Raw genomic sequence first — 21540 nt, 5'->3', positions numbered from 1 at the left:
TTCTTTTATACAATAAAACTTTGGTATTATTTCAAACTATCCATGGTTTGAAGTGGAATATCTTTTCTATCTATTTCCTTTAATGGACGTTGTTCAGTGTATGCATAGCCTTTATCTTCTAGGCTCCACAATAAAGGCGCAAGGAAATTAACGGTGTTTTTAGCCCCTTGGTTGATCGCCCCCATGTTATGGGTATCCTTGGAGTTCTTAGCCTCGTTCTCGATCTCAAACGGCCCAGAAAAGCCTCTCTCGTGCAATATCTCTACAAAGGCATTCCAGTCCATATGATCTGTACCACCAAATCCAGGTAACATCGCGGTATAATGATGCCTATCCCAATCATGCTGCGGGATACTGACCCCAGCCAATTCTGCCAATTCTGGCGAAACATATTGCATCGGATACATTCCGCCCCATTCGGTATACGCCTTTCCGTAGTTCATACGTGTTGTTTTCACATGGATACGTTTCAACCTGTTGATGTCCATTTCATCAATGACATCCACCGGATCGGTATTCTGCCAAATATCATGGGAAGGATCGTAGATCTCGCCATGAGCAGCACTAGGGATCATCGCATACATCAATTTGCGGGCCGCTAAGACACCTGGTAAATTATTAAAGGTACTGCTATAGCGGGAAGATCTCCAGCCCTCCATCGGGCAATTTTCATAGACGATCGTCACGCCCAAACCTTCCGCATATTTTACGATCGGTTCAAAAACCTTTTTATACTCCTCCAGATTCCGTTGGAATCCATCGATCTGATTACCCAATTCATGGTTATACCCCACAAAGGTACCTACCTTCACATCGTTCTCATCACCACCCAACAAATGCGCGATCCGGATCAGGGCCAACAAATGGTTCTGATTTTTTACACGTTGATCTTCCTCGCCTCCTATCATATTCTCAAAGGCACCTAAGGACAAGCGTAATCCTTTGGCATTGAATTTATCCAACAATGCCTTAGCCTGCTCCGGCCCAAAGGATTCATAATCCAAATGGGTCGCGGTATGGTCCTGTCTGGCACCATCCCTACGGAAAACACAAAGATCTATCCCTTGTGCACCGGCCGTGTTTGCCGCATCCAACAATTCATCTTGAGTTAATTGATCATAGGCCGAGCTCATCAGCCAGATAGGATTTTGAAGTTTATTCATATTGTAAATATAATAGTATTTGCGCATAAAAAAAGCCCATTGATAGGGCTTAAACTGTAACAAGGTTTTCTCAGGTTTCTATTTCTTGTTTTTCAGATCCTGAATACCTAAACGTAAAGATTGAGCCAATGTTTTCACATCCTGCAAACCTTTTCTCACGCGTGTTCCAGCAGCGCTATTTGCTTTTGAATAGAATTTTTCAGCATCATTTTCCAATCCATCGATAACTGATTTAAGTTCTTTGAATTTATCAATACTTGCCATAATTGTTAGATTTAATTGAGATAATTTTTTAGTAACTACCTCTAAATTAACATCTTTTTTCAAAAAACAAAACTAAAAACAAAAAAGGTGGTCTTCACAGACCACCCTTTAGTATTAAATAGGATAAGATTAATCTACATTGTCGTGCAAGAACGAATTGTTCGGTCTGATCTCCGTTTCACCATCATCAAACGACAAGGTAAAGCGGCTCACTTGTGATTGGGAAGAATGTGGCACATCATCCAAGGTCTTTTGTTTTCTCTTGTATGCTGGCTCATTCTCCAATTCCTGAAGACCGTTCGAAGACTTCAATTTCATGCTCAATTCTTTCAAACGAAGGATTCTTTCTTTCGTTTTCATCAATTGATCCTCAAAATTGGACTCTTCTTTGATCGCCTCTTCCAGTTCAACTTCAGCTTTTGGCTGAGGTTCTGCCTGCAATGGCGACTGAATTGGTGCTTGCGCCTGTGGAGCAACTTCCTCCGGTTCTTCGTTGGTTTTATACGCATCGAATACCGTTGGCAATTTGAATTCGAAGATCGATGGGGAAGTTTTCAATTCAAACCCGTGTGGATTTGGATCTTCTTCTACCTCTTCAACATCATTACTATCTTCAAGCTCCAAGGTATGACGAATCAAATTTGGTTCTTTGTTCTCTACTGCATTTGCTTGTGAAGCAGATGCTACTTTATTGGAAAAAAGATCAGCTTGTGGACCTTGAGGAGCAGTTGGCTCCGCCGGTTGTGTAGTCTTTACAAAAGCCGATGGCTCCTGTGCAGTACGCTCAACAAACTGATTGGTTGCTACTGGTTTTACGAAAGCCGAAGTTTGAACTTCGGGTGTTAAGGGAATAGCGATCTTCTCTTTCTCTTTTTCTTTCACGCGCTCTTCCGCAGTTTGGAAACCAGTCGCGATTATGGTTACAGAAAGTTCCTCGTCGTAGTCCTCATCGATACAGTTACCCCAGATCAGATCAGCCGAAAGACCAGCCTTCTCTTGGATATAATCTGTTACGATAGCGACCTCATCCATGGTTACCTCACGTGTACCGGAAGTAATGTTCAATAGGATGTAACGAGCACCTTCAATTTCATTGTCTTTTAATAATGGAGAGGCCAATGCGCCAGTTACAGCATCTAGTGCGCGTTGTTCTCCTTTTGCCACAGCATTACCCATGATAGCAACACCGCTATCATTCATTACGGTACGAACATCCTTGAAATCGACATTCACATAACCCGGAATAGTAATAATTTCAGCAATACCCTTTGCAGCAGTCGTTAAGATATCATCTGCTTTTGCAAAGGCAGCAGTCATTGTTAGGTTTCCGAAGATCTCACGTAAGCGATCGTTCGAAATCACTAAATAGGAATCCACGTATTTACGTAGTTCTTCCAAGCCATCTTCAGCTTGCATACGACGACGCTTACCTTCGAAAGTAAAGGGAGTAGTCACAATCGCAACGGTCAATATCCCCAATTCCTTTGCTGCTTTCGCCAATACTGGACTTGCTCCAGTACCAGTTCCACCGCCCATACCCGCTGTGATGAAAAGCATCTTTGTATTGGTACCCAACATACGTTTGATATCCTCAATACTCTCGATAGCCGAGTTCTCACCCACATCAGGATCGGCACCAGCACCCATTCCTTCCGTTAAACTTGCTCCTAACTGTACCTTGTTCGGGATAGGACTCAACTCCAATGCTTGCGCATCCGTGTTACACACGATGAAGTCTACACCACTAATTCCCTGCTTGTACATGTGGTTTACAGCATTCCCGCCGCCTCCACCTACACCAATTACCTTGATAATTGATGAATTCTCCTTTAACATTTCAAATTGTATCGACATATAATTTATCCTATTTAATTCTTCATCAATCTATTACGTTATCGCAACTTGACTCAACAATTCTAATGTAATATTACCAATATATTAACAATAGTTATCCACATTTGTTAAATTGTGGAAAAAACATACTGATGTTGATAATTATTTTTTTCCAATGAAAGTATCATCGTCAATGTCCGCCCCGTCTTTGATCCAGTCTCCTAAGAAACGAGATAACCAACCTTCTTTTCTGCTCTGACCTTCCGCTATAACTTTAACGTCATCTTTGGATTTTTCTTTCCCTGCAACCGGAGTTTTTCTTGTCGTTCTCTCCTCGTCGCGCTTCTCTTCTTCCTCGATAGACTGAATACCTTTGATCAATAAACCGATACCTGTTGCATACAATGGGCTCTTCAATTCATCGAATGCCTGTTTGTTCAACATATCTGTTTTTGCCAAATATTCGTTCGGATAACCGATACGGCAATCGATACCTGTAATGTACTCCACCAACTGAACCAAATGTTTCAATTGTGCACCACCACCTGTGATTACAATACCTGCGATCAATTTATCTTCATAGCCAGAAGCTTTGATTTCATAATATACATGCTCGATGATCTCTTCCATTCTTGCCTGAATGATATAGGCCAAGTTCTTAACAGAAATCTCCTTTGGCTCTCTTCCACGGATACCAGGTACACAGATCACCTCGTTATCCTTGTTTTCATCTGCCAAAGCCGAACCATAACGAACCTTCAATTGCTCCGCTTGATTACGTAATACCGAACATCCCTGACGGATATCTTCCGTTACGATGTTACCTCCCAAAGGAATTACCGCTGTATGACGGATGATACCTTCATGGAAGATCGCTACGTCCGTAGTACCTCCACCGATATCCACCAATACCACACCAGCTGTTTTTTCTTCTTCATCCAATACAGCTTCTGAAGATGCCAATGGTTCCAAGATCAGCTCCGATACCTCAAGGTCAGAATTATCCACACAACGTTTGATGTTCTTGATATCGGTTACACGACCCGAGATGATGTGGAAGTTAGCTTCTACGCGTCTTCCCGCCATACCGATCGGTTCTTTGATACCAGGCTCATTGTCGATGGTGAACTCCTGTGGTAAAACATGGATAATCTCCTCTCCCGGAGGCAATACCAATTTATACATGTCCGAAATCAAACGTTCGATGTCGATCCGTCCGATTTCATCATCGTCGTTCTTGGTCAAGATACCACGGTGTTGAATACTTTTGATGTGTTGTCCGGCAATACCTACGTTTACCACTTTGATGTCTACGTTGGATTGTCCTTCGGCCACTGCCACTGCTTCGCGGATGCTGGTTACCGTTTTCTGGATGTTGGCAACGACACCACGGTTCACTCCTGCAGATTCTGCTTTCCCTACACCCAATAATTCCACCTTGTTAGCACCACTACGACGACCAACCGTTACGCAGATCTTCGTGGTACCGATATCCAATCCGACAATGATTGGATTCTCTTTTTCATTTTCTGTAATTCTAGGTTTCATATGCTGTGTTTGATGCTGTATATTATAATTCCTTTTTTTCTCCTTTGTTTGTCTTCTTAACGCATTAAGTTGTCTTTATTTATTTTCATCTGTAAGCTGTCCATAAACCACTCTCCTTTTCGCTCACAAATGATCTGACCACCATACTTTACATTCACCTTACTGTAGGCATCATTGCCTACTTTTGGAAGGATATGGGTATAGAACTTGGTCAACCTATCCAGTTTATAACTCAATGAATCGGCATTCCCGATTACCAACTGTTGGTCTCCAACACGCGGCACGATCTCAATATCGCGCTCATTGTTCACATAGAGCTGCACAATCTGGTTAGACCATAATTCATCGTTTTTCGTTTGCTCCACCACTTTGATCAAATCCTTTACGGCTTTTGTCTGTACCGGTTCCAAGGATTTCTTATAGCCTTCGCCGATAAACCCGTTCGCTACCATTACATGCGGAACATACTTCAGGGTTACCGGAATCTTCTGATTCTTGGAATCCACATAATATTCCTGTCCATTCTGGTTGATCACGCGTAGCACAACTTCCCTTTGCATCACCTGTACTTTCATGGTTCCATCCATATCCATATGTACATCGGCTTCCGACACATAAGGTGATTTCCTTAACTCGGTTTCGATCTTCTGTAGAGGGATCTCGTTCAATGGTCTTCCCACTACACGGCCGAATTTCTCCTGGATCATCGAAGTAATATCCGTCTGGTCGATAAAAGTCTCTTTTCCTTCTACCATCACTTTCAAGGCCGAGCACACCTGAACCTGATCTTTTTTATTGACCAGACTCATCAACATGCCCACCCCTACCAGCGCAACAATGCTTAGGAAGAAGTAGCCGACCTGACGCCATTTGATATTTCTTATTTTATCCAACATGTAATACTTCGCTAATCGGTTTAACCAATTTATCAATATCTCCTGCTCCTACAGTAACCACTAATTCTGGGCTTTCTGCTTTAATGATTTCCAATACCTCTTCCGGACTTACCAATCTTTTATTCTCCAGATTGATCTTGTCCAATAACCAAGAAGAATCCACTCCTTCAATAGGCAGCTCCCTTGCCGGATAGATCTCCATTAACAACAACTCATCGGCTAACCCAAGAACTTCCGCAAATCCATCTACAAAATCACGTGTTCTTGTGAACAGGTGAGGTTGGAAGACCACCGTCAGTTTCTTGTTCGGATATAGCTTCTTCATCGAGGTCAAAAAGGCCCTCAATTCCTCCGGATGATGCGCATAGTCATCAATATAAATATGTGACGGATTCTTAACGATAAATTCGAAACGTCTTTTAACGCCTGCAAAATTCGATAAGGCCGTACGGATCTTATCCGCTTCGATGCCCAACAGATTCGCTACCGTAATCGCAGCAACGGCATTCTCTACATTATGTAATCCCGGGATGCCCAGATGCACATCCTTTAAAATCAAAGTCTCCGAATGGTAATCAAAATAAAATTCCCCATCTCTCACGTGTACATTTTCTGCGTAGGCATCACATTTCTCCTCACGGGCATAGGTGATGTTTCCTGAAAATGGCAAACCTTTTTTCACGATCTTATCGCCATCTTCCACCACCCTATCCAAGAATAGCTTAAAGGAAGTGACCAATTCTTCAGGATCCCCATAGATATCCAAGTGATCAGCATCCGCTGAAGTAACTATGGCAATATTCGGATGAAGAGTCAAGAAAGAACGATCGTACTCATCGGCTTCCACGACAACCACATTATTATCACCGAACAATACATTGTTCTGGTAATTGGTACTGATTCCGCCTAAGAAAGCTGAACAGTCGTAACCTGAATCTTTCAATATATGAGCAACCATGGTTGATGTTGTCGTCTTCCCATGGGTACCAGCTACGGCAATCGTAAACCGGCTTGCCGAAATAAATCCTAATACCTGAGATCTTTTGAACAATTCATGACCTTGCTCCGTAAAGAAGGCTTTAAGCGCCAAATCCTTTGGAATAGCAGGGGTATAGATCAAAAGGGTCTCCTCATTCGCTTCCTTAAAAACAGCAGGAACGGTATTGATATCATCGGTATACGTGATATCTAATCCTTCTGCCTCCAAGGTTCTGGTCAACTCGGTAGAGGTACGGTCATACCCAGCCACTTCGCATCCCAAACGACTAAAATAACGAGCCAATCCGCTCATGCCGATTCCTCCGATGCCCAGTAGGTAAACTCTTTTTATTTTGTCGATATTCATTTCTTTATTTTTTTATTAATTCCAATACTTCTTTTGCAATGACTTCATCTGCATCCGCCAATGCCAATTTCTTGATCTCTTCGCTCAATTTGACCTGCTTTGCAGGATCAAACAATAGGTTCAGGATGGCTTCCACCAAATCCGAACCAGCTTGCACATCCCTGACCATCACCGCCGCATCCTTGTTCACCAGGGCCAAAGCATTTTTGGTCTGATGATCATCCGATACATTAGGCGAAGGAACCAGGATAACCGGTTTACCAACCACACATAGTTCAGATATGGTCCCCGCACCAGCTCTTGCCACGATCACATCCGCTGCTGCATAAGCATAATCCATACGCTCCAAGAATGGCATCAATTTGATGTTCTCCGGAAGGGAGTCCCCAAATTCCGCTTGCAGCTTTTCATAATAGTAGCTTCCACATTGCCAGATCACTTGAATATCCTGAGCGACGAAGGCAGGAATACCTGCTTTGATGCAATCGTTCAACGTCTTTGCGCCTAAACTACCCCCTGTTACCAAAACGGTTTTCTTCTTGGCATCCAAGAAGAAAGCATGCATGGCTTCCTCCTTTTTCCCCTCAATAGCCACTGATGACTTACGGATCGGATTCCCTGTCAACAAGATCCTATCCTTAGGAAAGAAACGATCCATCCCTTCGTATGCAACGCAGATACGTTTTGCCTTGGCTCCCAATTTTTTGTTGGTCACCCCAGCAAATGAATTCTGCTCCTGGATCACTGTCGGAAGGCCCATCATATTGGCCATCATCAACAAGGGTCCCGATGCATAGCCACCAACACCGATAGCTGCCTCTGCTTTAAAATCTTTAAGAACTTGCCTTGCTTTCCATAGACTTTTGATCATCTTAAATGGAAGGCTGATGTTTTTCAACATCGATTGTCTATTGATCCCAGCGATATCCAATCCGATGATTTCGTATCCTGCTGCTGGAACCCGCTCCATCTCCATCTTACCATTTGCTCCTACAAAAAGGATCTCGGTATCCGGAGCTATATTTTTTAGCGCATTAGCGATGGCAATCGCCGGGAAAATATGTCCCCCAGTTCCTCCGCCACTAATTATGATTCGATGCGCCATCTGTTATGCTATTAAATTGTACCTACTACTACTTTCTTTGGTGTCCTAACTTTTGCGGGCTCCAATTCTTCCTTGTTCTTGATCTCTTCAATATTTCGGCTCACACTCAAGATGATTCCCAAAGCGATCGAAGTGAACAAGATGGAAGTACCTCCCATACTGACCAATGGCAAAGGAACCCCAGTAACCGGTCCTAGCCCTACGGCCACTGCCATATTCGCCAAAGCCTGAATGGTCAAGCTGAATCCAAGGCCTGCCGCCAGAAAAGCACCAAATGCTCGAGGACTCATGGTCACAATCCGGATGATCCGGTACATCAAGGCTATGTATAAGAACAAGAGTACTGCGCCTCCAACGGTTCCATATTCTTCAATGATGAACGCGAAGATAAAATCCGAATAAGGGTGTGGTAAGGAATTCCGCTGAACGGAGTTACCAACGCCTTTTCCGAACATCTCTCCTGTTGCGATGGCAATCTTGGCATTATTCGCTTGGAAGTTTTTATCATCCTGAAAAGAAGTATTGCCTTCATGTACAGATTCCGTTTGAAAGAACCCTTGTATCCGACTGATATAGGTTGCACGACGTGGTCCTAATAACATGACCAAGGTCAAAAGCACAGCACCACCCATACATACTACGGCTATCTGCTTGAAACTGATCCGACCGATCATCAACAACAACACACTCACACCAAAAAGCATCAAAGCGGTTGAAAGGTTGGCCAAGGCAATCAATACAAAGACTACACAAACCGCACCCATGATCGGAATAAAGGATTTCTTCACATCTTTGATCTCCTCTTGCTTACGGGATAACATCCTTGCTAAAAAAGTGATCAGGGCCAGTTTCGCCAAATCCGAGGTCTGGAACGTCTGGTTGATGATCGGAATGGTCAACCACCTGCTCGCATCATTGACCTTACTACCGAATAATAAGGTATATAACAACAATGGAATAGTGATCAACATCAATAATTTGGAAATACCGGCATAATAGCGGTAATCCAGTTTATGGGATAGATACATCAGACCAAAACCTGCGGCCACTGTAAAGAAGTGCTTAAACAAATAAATTTCCGTACCCTTTCCTTCTTTGTATGCCAAAGGACCTACCGAGCTATAAACAGCCAATAGCGACCAAATGGATAACAGGATCACGATGATCCAGATCCATTTATCTCCTTTAAGTTTTGAAAAAATGCGTTCCATCATAAATCTTATTTTTATAAGTGCATTACTGCATCCTTAAATTGTTCGCCGCGATCTTCATAATTCTTGAACCAGTCAAAGCTTGCACATGCCGGCGATAACAATACCGTATCTCCTTTTTTCGCTAGATGCGAAGCAATCTGTACCGCATCGCTCATAGAAGCTGAATTCACGATCACATCGGTATCATCCTCAAAAGCCTCATGGATACGACCAGTATCTTTACCGATACAAATAATCGCTTTCACTTTGGATTTTACCAAATCACGTAACATTTCGTAATCATTTCCTTTGTCCACTCCACCCATGATCAACACGATCTCCGTGCTGAAACTTTCCAAAGCATACCAAACCGAATTCACGTTCGTCGCTTTCGAATCATTGATGTAATTGACCCCACCGATGCAGGCAACATGCTCTAAGCGATGCTCTACATTCACAAAAGAACCCATACTTTCCTTCATCGTCTGGTTACGGAGTTCCTGTACTTTGGCTACTAAACCTGCGGCACTGTTGTTGTAAACATTGTGTCTGCCTTGCAGTGATAATTCTTCAATATTCATGGTAAAAGCTTCTCTATTTGGTACTAAAATGTTCAAGTTCTTGTCGGCATCCACAAAGGCACCTACGCTTAATTCCCCCTCTTGGGTGAAAGGCAGGTATTGCGCTGCTGTGGGATGTTTATCCAGGGCAGCTACTGTTTCTGCATCATCCTGGCAATAGATGAAATAATCTTCTGCTCGTTGGTTCTGAACCATTCGGAACTTGGAAGCCACATAATTCTCCATCTTATAATCGTACCTGTCCAAATGGTCAGGCGTAATGTTCAAAATAACCGCCACATCAGCGCGGAAATGGTACATATCGTCCAACATGAAACTGCTGATCTCCAATACATAGCTATCATGTTGTTCCCTTGCTACCTGTAAGGCAAAGCTGTTCCCGATATTACCCGCAAGCCCAACGTTCAACCCTCCTTGCTTCAATACATGATAGGTTAACAAGGTGGTCGTTGTTTTACCATTGGAACCCGTGATACAGAATAATTTAGCATCGGTATACTGTGCCGCGAATTCAATTTCCGAGATGATCGGTTTTCCCATTCCACGCAATTGCTTGATCAATGGCGCTTTTTCAGGAATACCTGGGCTCTTGACGATCAGGTCAGCATTGACGATCAGGTCTTCGGTATGTTGACCCGACTCAAATGCGATCCCTTCTTCCTGAAGCATATTCAGGTATTTCTCAGAAATAGTACCCATGTCCGAAACAAAGACATCAAAGCCTTTATCCTTCCCAAGGATGGCAGCTCCCACGCCGCTCTCTCCTGCGCCAAGAATCACTAGGCGTCCAGACTGTGGGTAATAGGTATGTGCAATGTTCGACATCTGCTTATCTCACTTTCAAGGTTACTACCGTAATAATGGCCAAGATGATCGACACGATTAAAAATCGGGTAACGATCTTGGACTCATGATATCCTTTTTTCTGATAATGGTGATGCAAAGGCGACATCAAAAAGATGCGTCTTCCTTCACCGAATTTCTTTTTCGTGTATTTGAAATAGGAAACCTGAAGGATAACCGACAAGCTTTCCAACAAGAAAATTCCACATAAAACTGGGATCAATAATTCCTTACGGATCAGGATGGCAAAGGCAGCAATAATACCACCGATGGTCAAACTACCGGTATCCCCCATGAACACCTGAGCCGGATAGGCATTGTACCACAAGAAACCGGTACATGCTCCAACAAAAGCTCCTGCGAAGATTACCAGTTCTCCAGAATTAGGGATGTACATGATGTTCAGGTAATCCGAAAAGATGATGTTACCAGATACGTAGGCTAGGATCGCCAAGGTAATCCCGATGATGGCGGAGGTTCCTGTAGCCAACCCATCAATACCATCAGTTAGGTTCGCCCCATTGGAAACTGCCGTAACAATCAGGACCACAACCACCAAAAACAGGCAGAAGGTAATCCATACATTATTCAGTCCGAACACATCCAACACCTTGGCATAATCAAACTCGTTGTTCTTATACAAAGGAATATTGGTCTTCGTGGATTTTACGTTTTCGGCATAAGTCTTCTCCCCTGTTGACGGATTGATGATTACTTCCACCGGTCTTGAAGACGAAGGGTTGGAAACCGTTTGGCGAACTACAATATCCGGATGGAAATACATCGTCACGGCGATCAACACGCCCAAACCTACTTGACCAATCACTTTGAAACGACCGGCCAATCCTTCTTTATTCTTACGGAATACCTTGATATAATCATCCAAGAAACCGATAGCTCCCATCCATACGGTGGTGATGATCATTAAAAGCACATAGATATTATCCAACTTGGCAAATAACAAGGTTGGAATTAGAATACCTGCAATGATGATCAATCCACCCATGGTAGGTGTTCCTTGCTTTTTCTTTTCCCCTTCTAGACCCAGATCACGGATCGTTTCGCCAACTTGTTTCTGATGCAACAAGCGGATCAAACGGCTACCATAAACGGTGGTGATAATTAACGATACAATAACTGCCATGGCCGTCCGGAAGGAGATAAACTGGAAAAGTCCAGCTCCAGGGATATGAATATGCTCATTAAGCCAAGTGAATAAATAGTATAACATCCGTTTAGTTATGTTCGTTAAAAATTTTAATTAATTCTTCCTTATCATCAAAATGGTTCTTCACCCCATTGATTTCCTGGTATTTCTCATGTCCCTTACCAGCCACTAGAATCACATCGCCTTCTTGTGCCAAATGAAAAGCAGCACGGATAGCTTCTCTACGGTCGGTAATGGAAAACACATTTTTCTTTTTATCGGTAGGTACGCCGGTTTCCATTTCCTTAATGATCGCTGCTGGATCTTCAGATCTTGGATTATCAGAGGTTAGGATCACCTTGTCGCTCAGGCGACAAGCCACTTCAGCCATTTCCGGGCGTTTGGTCCTATCTCGATCACCACCACATCCCAACACGGTAAAAACCTGTTGTCCAGCTTGACGGAGTTCATTGATGGTTTCCAATACATTCTCTACTGCATCCGGTGTATGGGCATAATCCACGATAGCCACTACGCCATTTTTAGCTTTCAAAGTCTCAAAACGTCCTTCGGCACCTGCAATCTCCGAAAGTGCGGTCAACACTTTCATGGTCTCCTGCTCCAACAGGATAGCCGCACCATAAACTGCCAATAAATTATAGGCATTAAAATGCCCTACCAGTTTCACCCACAGTTCGTGCTGATCGATCTGCAACAGCATTCCATCAAAATGGCTTTCCAAAATCTTGGCTTTGAAATCCGCCATTTGGTGTAGACCATAGGTTTTGCGGTAGGCAAAAGTATTCTGAAGCATCACCTGACCATTTTTATCATCGATATTGGTCAAGGCAAATGCAAATCTGTCTAAGTCATCAAAGAATTTCTTCTTCGCTTTAATATAGTTGGCGAAAGTGCCATGGAAATCCAAATGATCGTGGGTAATATTGCTGAAAATCCCACCTGCAAAACGCAGACCTGCGATTCGCTGCTGAACTACCGCATGGGAGCTGACCTCCATAAAACAATAGTCACATCCATCCATCAACATCTCCTGCAATAAAGCATTGAGGGAAATGGGATCCGGAGTAGTATGGGTGGAGGCAATGATCCGATCCCCAATCTGGTTCTGCACTGTCGACAATAAACCCACATGGTAACCCAATTTTCCAAAAAGATTGAAAAGCAAGGTCGCAATGGTCGTTTTACCATTGGTACCGGTTACCCCTACCAATTTTAGTTTATGGGAAGGATTGCCGTAAAAATTACCTGCAATCACACCAAGTGCATAGGCAGAATCTGAAACCAGTACATATACTACATCATCTTGGATATGTTCAGGCATCTCCTCCGCAACAATAACTCCTGCTCCTAAGGCGATCGCCTTTTCAATAAATAAATGCCCATCTGTTTGATGTCCTCGAACTGCAATGAATGCACTTCCCGATTCCGCTTTGCGCGAATCAAGACAAATGGCTTTCACCTCCGTCTCCAGGGTGCCGCGGTAATCTTGTACCGGAATGCCGTGCAACAATTCTTTTAACAACATCTTAATTTAATTCTATAAGTACATGCGTTCCAGCTTTCAATCGCTGTCCCGCTGCTAATGATTGATTGATAACTTTTCCTTTTCCACGCACCGTGGTTTTATAGCCTGCGTTCTCCATCGCAAAGATGGCATCCACCAGGCCCATTCCCTTTACATTCGGAACTACCCCTTCTTTCACCTCATTGGTGGCAAATGAAGTAGGTGTGACACCTGTGCCTGCGGAATCTTTTTCCGCGCGAACAATCGCATTCCAGTTCACCGTTTTGAATCCTAACTTCTCATATACCTTGGCAGTCGCTTCTTTAGATCCTCTTAAGGTATAAGGCACCTTCTCTCCAGCCACATTCACTTGGCGCTGGCCAAACGTATGGTGCAGGGAAAGGTCGTTGGCATAGACCATATCCGCCAGTTCGCGGAAAACCGGTCCAGCTACCGAACCTCCATAGTATCCATTCCTAGGGTTACGGATAACCACGATCATGGAATATTTTGGATTCTCTGCCGGGAAATAACCAGCAAAAGAGGATTGATACCTTCTTTGTCCGTATCCTCTGGAACCATCGGCCATTTGGGCAGTACCCGTCTTACCGGCTGAAGTATACAATGGGCTTTTCAAACGCTTACCTGTACCTTCGTCCATCACCCCTTTCATCATCGTCTGCATAGACTTGATTGCTTCCGGAGAGGCAATCTGCTTATTGATCACCCTCGCTTCGAATTTCTTAACCGGTTGACCCAGGTGTTGGATTTCCTTTACGAATAAAGGCGCGACCATCTTACCGTTATTGGCAACCGCATTGAACAAGGTCAATGTCTGCAATGGAGTAAGTTTCAATTCATATCCATAGGCCATCTGCACCAAGGATAATTTGCTCCAAGAACGGCTATCTGGCATTTTCACCCATGGAGTCGCCTCCCCAGGGATTTGGATTCCTAATGGTTGGTTCAACCCCCATTCATGCAATTTTCCAGTGAATTTCTCCGGATTAGCACCATAATGTTGGTTGATCAATTTGGCAACCGCCACGTTGGAAGATTCTTCAAAGGCTTCCAAAACCGTCATGCGGGATTTTTTAGGTGCATGCGAATCCTTGATGGTATGCGAAGGAACTTTATACGTTCCATTACCCACATCCACCACGGTATTCAAGTCCACTTTTTTATCGTCCAATGCTACTAGGTAAGAGGCTACCTTAAAGGTAGAACCAGGGTCAGCCCCTTGCGCAATGGCATAGTTGAATTTTTCTCTATAAACTTCGCCATCTTTGGTAAAGTTGGCAATGGCACGAATCTCTCCGGTCTGAACCTCCATCAATACCACACAACCGTTATCGGCATTGCTGATCTGCAATTGCTTTTCCAAAGCACGTTGTGCCATATCCTGCATATTCACATCGATGGTTGCAATGATATCCGAACCATCTGTTGGAGCGATTTCCATCTCTCTGTTCACTGGGATCCAAACACCGCCCGCAATGCGTTGCATCAATTGCACCCCACTTTTTCCTTCGATGTAATCGCCATAAGCACCCTCAAGACCTACCCTAACCGTATCGCCTTTGGTGTTTTTGTAACCGATGGTACGAGCCGCAAGATTAGTAAAAGGCAAAATGCGCTTGTTCTCACGAACCGCGATCAAACTGCTAGAAAAGCGTTTTTTCTCTGATTTGAAATTCTTGAAAAGTGGAAACTTCTTCAAGTCCTTTAACTGCTGATGCGACACCGCACGCTTGATCAGCACATAGCGTTGTTTTTTGGCCCTTGCCTCTTTAAGTTGGGTCAGGTACTGTCTCGAAGAACGATCTCCGAAGTATTTCGCCAGGTTAATGGCCAAAGAATCCACCCGAGCATTGAAGACATCGTTATGCTCGGATGGAATGGCCATCGCATCAAACCTAATATCATATTCTGGCACCGAAGTAGCCAGCAAACTGCCATCATTAGAATAAATATTGCCACGGGCAGCCTCCACCACACGCTCGCGTATGGTCAAGCTATCCGCCATTTCACGCCATTGATCACCATCAACATATTGCAGGTGAAGCAACTTTCCAAAAACCAAAAGGGCACCAAATACCATCAGCCCGAACGCCAGGTATACCCTCATCAAAATGGTCTTCCTAATATTCATGTTTCTTGCTAATGTGACTATTTAACTTCTTTTACTATCTCCAGTTTTATTGGTGGCTCGGTACGCTCTTTCAACCCTAAGGTATCCGCACGCTTTGCTATTTCTGTCTGCGTGGTCAATTTCATCAACTCCGCATTCAATGATTTATAATCCCAACTCAATTCCTTCACTTCTCTTCCCAATTTATCGATCCGACGAACCGTATTCTCTGCCAAATGCCTGTTCGTGATATACAGCAGGCCTAACAAAGCAAGAAAAGCCACAAATGGCAAATTCTTGGCAACGAGATAAGTGGACAACCTTTGGGTAGAAAAAAAGCTCTTGAGGAAATTTTCGGTCTCTTCTACTTTTTCTTCTAAAGCATCCGACATCTCCTCCTGAACTTCTTCGCTCAGTTCCTTTTGTTTTATGGTATTCCTATTCGCCATCCCTATCCTATCTTTTCTGCAATCCTTAATTTTGCACTCCGTGCTCTGTTATTTCTTGCCAGCTCTTCGGCATTCGCTACGATCGCTTTGCGGCTGATCACCTTGAATGGCTTGATCTCATTTCCGAAGAAATCCTTCTCTACTTCCCCCTTAAACTTTCCTTTTGCCATAAAGTTCTTCACTAATCGGTCTTCCAACGAATGGTAGGACATGACCACCAATCTGCCATTCGGCTTCAAAACAGCTTCTGTCTGTAATAAGAACTCCTGCAAAGCCTCTAACTCCTTATTCACCTCAATACGCAAGGCCTGAAAAACCTGCGCATGGTATTTATGTTCTTTTCCTTTGGGAACCAACTTCTGGATCACCTGCTTCAATTCCGCTACCGTTTGGATCTCTTGGTTCAGCCTCGCTGTGACGATCACCTTCGCCAGGGATTTTGCATTCTGGATCTCCCCATACATCCCAAAAATCCGATGCAACTCTTCCTCCGGATAAGTATTCAATAGTTTTTTCGCATCCAGATCCGAAACCTGATCCATTCGCATATCAAGGTCCGCATCAAAACGGATGGAGAACCCACGGTCTGCCGCATCAAATTGATGTGATGAAACACCTAGATCGGCCAAGATCCCATCAACCTGCTTAACACCTTCTAAGCGCAGATAATTTTTTAAGAACTTGAAGTTCTGATGGATCAATTTGAACCTTGGATCATCCAACGCATTTTTAACCGCATCAGGATCTTGATCAAAGGCGTACAACCTACCGTTTTCGCCCAGATGTTTCAAGATTTCTTTGGAGTGGCCTCCGCCTCCAAACGTTACATCTACATAGGTACCGTTCGGATCAATTGCCAATGCATCGATGCACTCCTGCAACATGACAGGTACATGGTATCCAATTTCATTACTCATCGATACTTCCTCCGAAATCAAATCCACCCATTACCTCTTCTGCCAAGGACGCGAAATCTGCTTCATCCGCATCTCCCATCAATGCCTCGTATTCCTCTTTTGCCCAAACCTCGATCTTATCGAACGTACATTGCAAGAACACTTCGCCATGAATGTTTCCATATTCCAACAATGATTTTGGCAATAGGACACGTCCGGCAGCGTCCAAGGTCAATTCCGTAGCCCCACGCATAAATTGACGAATGAAGTTTCTGTTCTTCGCATTATACTGGTTCAGTTTAGATAGCTGGAACATCTTTTTGTTCCATTCTTCCTTGGTATAGATCACTAAATTTTTCTCAAATCCACGGTTCACCACTAGCCCTTCACGCTCTACATCAGGCAATTGCCTTTTGAGCGCGGCAGGGACCACCAATCTTCCCTTGGTGTCTAGCTTACATTCGAACTCGCCGATTAATGGATTCATTTATTTGACTTCTACGGTAATTTTAATGTAAAAGTATACACTTTCTCCCACAATCCCCCACAATGCCCCACAAAAAAGTTTTCCACATAGGCGTCCGCCTACAAAAACAGCCTTAAATAGGTCAAAAACAAGGGATTGTATTGAAACACAATAAATTAATGAATGTATCATAGGGATGTTTTTTAGGGTATTTTTGGGTTAAATGGCTTGGTATTAAGCAGTAAAATGGCAAAATGAAAGGTAATGTGGGGCAAAGTGGAGGACTATTAAGAATGCAGATTTTTGAAGCCTATTCGAGAGGTTTCCTTCGCTATAAATGCAAGGTGAAAGTAACCTAAAAGTATGTAAAATGTATGTTCGACATAGATTTACATACTAAAACCTTGCTTTAAGCATGCTTTAAGGGCGAATCTAGTTTGAAAATGCGGTTTTAGCATAGAAAACTACCCTATTATAATTCTTTATTCTCGGATAAATCAGATAATTTTGTAGCGCAAAAAAATAATACAGAACACATGCATAGAACACATACCTGTGGCGAATTAAGAATCACAGACTTGGGAAAAACGGTAACCCTTAGTGGGTGGGTACAGAAATCTCGTGACTTGGGCGGAATGACCTTTATCGATGTTCGTGATCGATATGGCATCACCCAATTGACCTTCAACAGTGAGGACGACGAGGCTTTACGTAGCCAAGCACGCGAATTGGGCCGTGAGTATGTGATCAAAGTGACAGGAACTGTAATTGAACGTTCCAGCAAGAACAGCAAAATCCCTACCGGAGAGATCGAAATAAAGGTGAGCAATTTGGAAATCCTGAACGAATCCAAGCTACCTCCTTTCACGATCGAGGATGAAACCGATGGAGGTGAAGATATCCGGATGAAATACCGTTATCTGGACATCCGTCGTAACCCGGTGAAGAATTCCTTGTTATTCCGTCATAAGGTAGCGCAAGAAGTAAGAAATTACCTTTCTTCCTTGGATTTCTGTGAGGTGGAAACTCCTTATTTAATCAAATCTACCCCTGAGGGTGCTAGAGACTTTATTGTTCCTTCCCGCATGAACCCAGGACAATTCTACGCGTTACCACAGTCGCCACAAACATTCAAACAATTATTGATGGTGGGTGGATTGGACAAATATTTCCAGATCGTAAAATGTTTCCGTGACGAGGACCTTCGTGCCGACAGACAGCCGGAGTTTACCCAGATCGACTGTGAAATGTCTTTTGTGGAACAAGAGGATATCCTGAATGTATTTGAAGGAATGACCCGTCATCTTTTGAAGAACATCCATGGGATCGAATTGGAGCAATTTCCACGTATGACTTTTGATGAGGCCATGCGTACCTATGGAAATGACAAGCCAGATATTCGTTTCGGCATGAAATTCGGCGAATTGAATGCGGTAGCACAACATAAGGATTTCGCCATTTTCAATAATGCGGAATTGGTGGTAGGTATCGCAGTTCCAGAAGCGGCATCTTATACCCGTAAACAGATCGATGAACTGACCGATTGGGTAAAACGTCCGCAGGTTGGTGCTTCGGGAATGGTTTATGTGAAATGTGAAGCGGATGGCTCTTTCAAATCTTCCGTTGATAAATTCTACGACCAATCGGATCTGGCTAAATGGGCAGAAGCGACCGGCGCAAAAGCTGGGGATCTGATCCTGGTATTATCTGGTCCTGCGAATAAAGTTAGAGCGCAGTTGAGTGCCTTGCGTATGGAATTGGGTAATCGTTTAGGATTGCGCAAGCCGGATGAATTTGCACCATTATGGGTAATTGATTTCCCATTATTGGAATGGGATGAGGATACCGAGCGCTATCACGCTATGCATCACCCATTTACTTCACCAAAGGTAGAAGACATGCCTTTGTTGGATACCGATCCTGGAAAAGTACGCGCAAATGCTTATGACTTGGTATTGAATGGAAATGAAATCGGAGGCGGTTCGATCCGTATCCATGATAAAGATATGCAAGCCTTGATGTTCAAGCATTTAGGATTTACGCCTGAGCAGGCACAGGACCAATTCGGTTTCTTGATGAATGCTTTCCAATACGGAGCTCCTCCACACGGTGGATTGGCCTTTGGATTGGATCGTTTGGTAGCTATCCTTGGTGGTCAAGAAACGATCCGTGATTTCATCGCTTTCCCGAAAAACAATTCTGGAAGGGATGTGATGATCGATGCGCCAGCTACCATCGCGAAAGAGCAATTGGACGAGTTGGGTTTGGGAATAAAATAGTAAAAGAATATATTTCTTTCTTATTCAAAAAGCTTAAATGGAAAATCCATTTAGGCTTTTTGATTTTTTAGCTGCATGAATATTAGCAGATTTTTTTTATATTTAAAATTGGCATCATACCTTTCATCTTTTATTTTTGCACGAAAGCTTAATCATCCCCTATGGCACAAACTATTGCTGATAAATTCCTTAAAGATAGCTTGGAGAAATCCTTTGATCTGAAACATCGTCAGATTATCAATACAGGAATTGATAAATATAATACCGCCTTTGAAAAAGGGAAAAGCAAATTTTTTGATCTGGAGAATTCGAAATTAAAGGCTAACCTGATCAAATGGAAAGCTATTGAAAATCTGGATAAATACCTATTGGATTTCGAGTCGAATTTTACGGCAAATGGTGGCAAGGTAATCTGGGCAAACGATGTGAAGGAAGCCCAAGAGGAGATCTGGCGCATCATGGAATACCATATTGCCCAATCGGTCATCAAATCAAAATCGATGGCTACCGAAGAAATCCACCTGAATGATTTTTTGGAGAAAAAAGGGATTGAGACGGTTGAAAGTGATCTAGGCGAATATATCATCCAACAATTAGGGCATAAACCCTATCACTTCGTGACTCCGGCGATGCACCTTAGTTTGGAAGATATCGCGAAGGTCTACCACGAGAAATTTGATATGTCCTTGGAATCTTCAGCAGAAGAATTGACCATGAAAACCCGTGAGATCATGCGGGAGAAATATACTAGCGCTGATATTGGTATCTCAGGTGCCAACTTTTTAGTGGCAGATACCGGCAGTATAGCGATCACGGAGAATGAAGGAAATGCCAGATTGACCACCACTTTTCCCAAAGTTCATATTGCGGTGGTTGGTATTGAAAAGGTATTGCCAAGCATCAATGACCTTGATTTATTTTGGCCATTATTGGCATCCCATGGAACTGGTCAGAACCTGACCGTTTATAATACTTTATTATCAGGTCCTAAAAAAGGAACCGAAAGAGACGGACCAGAGGAGATGTATGTGATCCTTTTGGACAATGGTCGGACCAATGTATTGGAGCAGAAGGACCAGCGCCAAGGCTTATATTGTATACGTTGTGGTGCTTGTTTGAATGTTTGTCCGATCTATCAGAACATTGGTGGCCATACCTATGAAACCACTTACCAGGGACCTATTGGTTCATTGATCTCTCCACACCTGAACGGCATGAAGGAATTCAAGCATTTGAGTTATGCTTCTTCGCTGTGTGGAAAGTGTACAGAGGTTTGTCCGGTGGGAATCGATATCCAAAAGATGTTGTTGTTGAACCGCAGGGATTCTGTTCAGGAAGGCTTAGCTGCTCCGATGGAGGTTAGAGGCTGGAAGATGTTCACTTGGGCGATCCAAAAAAGAAAATGGATTGATTTCTTTGGTGGAAAGATGAAGAATTTCTTTGTGCGTAATTTTTTCAAGAAAGCTTGGGGGGATCAGCGGGAACTGCCAAAGATTGCAGATAAATCCTTTGCGCAGCAATGGAAGGAAAAACAGAAGCACGAGAAGTAAAAAGGGGGGTTGCTAAGATTTACGTCATTGCGAGGAGGCACGACGAAGCAATCTTTGGACTTTGTCATCCTGAATGCCCTTTGTCATCCTGAGCATCGTCGAAGGATCTGTACGGGTACTAACGAACAGATGCTTCGACTGCGCTCAGCATGACATGTTTGAAGATTGCTTCGTATCTCGCAATGACGAGGGGAGAAAGATTGCTGCGTTCCTCGCAATGACGAGATGAAAGATTGCTTCGTTCCTCGCAATGACGCTGGCCCTCGCAATGACTGTCCCCCACCCAATGACAGCCTGCTAAGGTGTATCATCTCTCATCTATCATC

17 protein-coding genes are annotated in these 21540 nt (G+C 43.4%); 2 read left to right on the top strand and 15 right to left on the bottom strand.

Annotation, left to right across the window (positions count from 1 at the left end; genetic code table 11):
- Nucleotides 1-26: 26 nt before the first annotated feature.
- The 15 genes from CRJ00_RS10935 to mraZ all read right to left on the bottom strand — a co-directional run bounded on the left by CRJ00_RS10935 (nt 27) and on the right by mraZ (nt 17406).
- On the bottom strand, nt 27-1163 hold the full coding sequence (locus tag CRJ00_RS10935; RefSeq protein ID WP_099366958.1) for a sugar phosphate isomerase/epimerase family protein: 1137 nt from the start codon (nt 1161-1163) through the stop codon (nt 27-29).
- A gap of 78 nt (nt 1164-1241) precedes the next feature.
- Complete coding sequence (locus CRJ00_RS10930) at nt 1242-1427, bottom strand: histone H1 (protein ID WP_099366907.1); 186 nt, start codon at nt 1425-1427, stop codon at nt 1242-1244.
- Nucleotides 1428-1556: 129 nt separating this feature from the next.
- Nucleotides 1557-3281, bottom strand: coding sequence for a cell division protein FtsZ (gene ftsZ / locus CRJ00_RS10925; protein ID WP_099366906.1), 1725 nt, complete (start codon nt 3279-3281; stop codon nt 1557-1559).
- A 141-nt stretch (nt 3282-3422) separates the two neighbouring features.
- Entirely contained in the window at nt 3423-4808 is a 1386-nt protein-coding gene (gene ftsA, locus CRJ00_RS10920) for a cell division protein FtsA (RefSeq protein WP_099366905.1), read from the bottom strand.
- 56 nt (nt 4809-4864) lie between these two features.
- Nucleotides 4865-5704, bottom strand: coding sequence for a cell division protein FtsQ/DivIB (locus tag CRJ00_RS10915; protein WP_099366904.1), 840 nt, complete (start codon nt 5702-5704; stop codon nt 4865-4867).
- The gene (gene murC / locus CRJ00_RS10910; RefSeq protein WP_099366903.1) at nt 5694-7049 is read right to left on the bottom strand and encodes a UDP-N-acetylmuramate--L-alanine ligase; all 1356 of its coding nucleotides are present in this window, start codon (nt 7047-7049) and stop codon (nt 5694-5696) included. The genes CRJ00_RS10915 and murC overlap by 11 nt, the downstream gene beginning before the upstream one ends.
- Before the next feature lie 4 nt (nt 7050-7053).
- Nucleotides 7054-8154 (bottom strand): undecaprenyldiphospho-muramoylpentapeptide beta-N-acetylglucosaminyltransferase, encoded by a 1101-nt coding sequence (murG, locus tag CRJ00_RS10905; protein WP_099366902.1) that lies wholly within the window; start codon nt 8152-8154, stop codon nt 7054-7056.
- 11 nt (nt 8155-8165) lie between these two features.
- Complete coding sequence (locus CRJ00_RS10900; RefSeq protein ID WP_099366957.1) at nt 8166-9365, bottom strand: FtsW/RodA/SpoVE family cell cycle protein; 1200 nt, start codon at nt 9363-9365, stop codon at nt 8166-8168.
- A 14-nt stretch (nt 9366-9379) separates the two neighbouring features.
- Nucleotides 9380-10753, bottom strand: coding sequence for a UDP-N-acetylmuramoyl-L-alanine--D-glutamate ligase (gene murD, locus CRJ00_RS10895; protein WP_099366901.1), 1374 nt, complete (start codon nt 10751-10753; stop codon nt 9380-9382).
- A gap of 4 nt (nt 10754-10757) precedes the next feature.
- Complete coding sequence (gene mraY / locus CRJ00_RS10890; protein WP_099366900.1) at nt 10758-12002, bottom strand: phospho-N-acetylmuramoyl-pentapeptide-transferase; 1245 nt, start codon at nt 12000-12002, stop codon at nt 10758-10760.
- A 4-nt stretch (nt 12003-12006) separates the two neighbouring features.
- On the bottom strand, nt 12007-13464 hold the full coding sequence (locus CRJ00_RS10885; RefSeq protein WP_099366899.1) for a UDP-N-acetylmuramoyl-L-alanyl-D-glutamate--2,6-diaminopimelate ligase: 1458 nt from the start codon (nt 13462-13464) through the stop codon (nt 12007-12009).
- A 1-nt stretch (nt 13465) separates the two neighbouring features.
- Complete coding sequence (locus CRJ00_RS10880) at nt 13466-15595, bottom strand: penicillin-binding protein (protein WP_099366898.1); 2130 nt, start codon at nt 15593-15595, stop codon at nt 13466-13468.
- Nucleotides 15596-15612: 17 nt separating this feature from the next.
- On the bottom strand, nt 15613-16023 hold the full coding sequence (locus CRJ00_RS10875) for an FtsL-like putative cell division protein (protein WP_099366897.1): 411 nt from the start codon (nt 16021-16023) through the stop codon (nt 15613-15615).
- A gap of 2 nt (nt 16024-16025) precedes the next feature.
- Nucleotides 16026-16940 (bottom strand): 16S rRNA (cytosine(1402)-N(4))-methyltransferase RsmH, encoded by a 915-nt coding sequence (gene rsmH / locus CRJ00_RS10870; RefSeq protein WP_099366896.1) that lies wholly within the window; start codon nt 16938-16940, stop codon nt 16026-16028.
- Nucleotides 16933-17406, bottom strand: a complete 474-nt coding sequence (gene mraZ, locus CRJ00_RS10865; RefSeq protein ID WP_099366895.1) for a division/cell wall cluster transcriptional repressor MraZ — start codon at nt 17404-17406, stop codon at nt 16933-16935. The genes rsmH and mraZ overlap by 8 nt, the downstream gene beginning before the upstream one ends.
- Before the next feature lie 515 nt (nt 17407-17921).
- On the opposite strand from mraZ, the gene aspS reads away from it, so the two are divergent.
- Nucleotides 17922-19664, top strand: coding sequence for an aspartate--tRNA ligase (gene aspS / locus CRJ00_RS10860; RefSeq protein WP_099366894.1), 1743 nt, complete (start codon nt 17922-17924; stop codon nt 19662-19664).
- 161 nt (nt 19665-19825) lie between these two features.
- Nucleotides 19826-21214: a LutB/LldF family L-lactate oxidation iron-sulfur protein gene (locus tag CRJ00_RS10855; RefSeq protein ID WP_099366893.1), complete on the top strand. Its 1389-nt coding sequence runs from the start codon at nt 19826-19828 to the stop codon at nt 21212-21214.
- Nucleotides 21215-21540: the final 326 nt, after the last annotated feature.

The organism is Sphingobacterium sp. 1.A.4, from assembly GCF_002734245.1.
Classification (GTDB): domain Bacteria; phylum Bacteroidota; class Bacteroidia; order Sphingobacteriales; family Sphingobacteriaceae; genus Sphingobacterium; species Sphingobacterium tenebrionis.
This window is presented reverse-complemented; position numbering and strand designations above follow the sequence as displayed.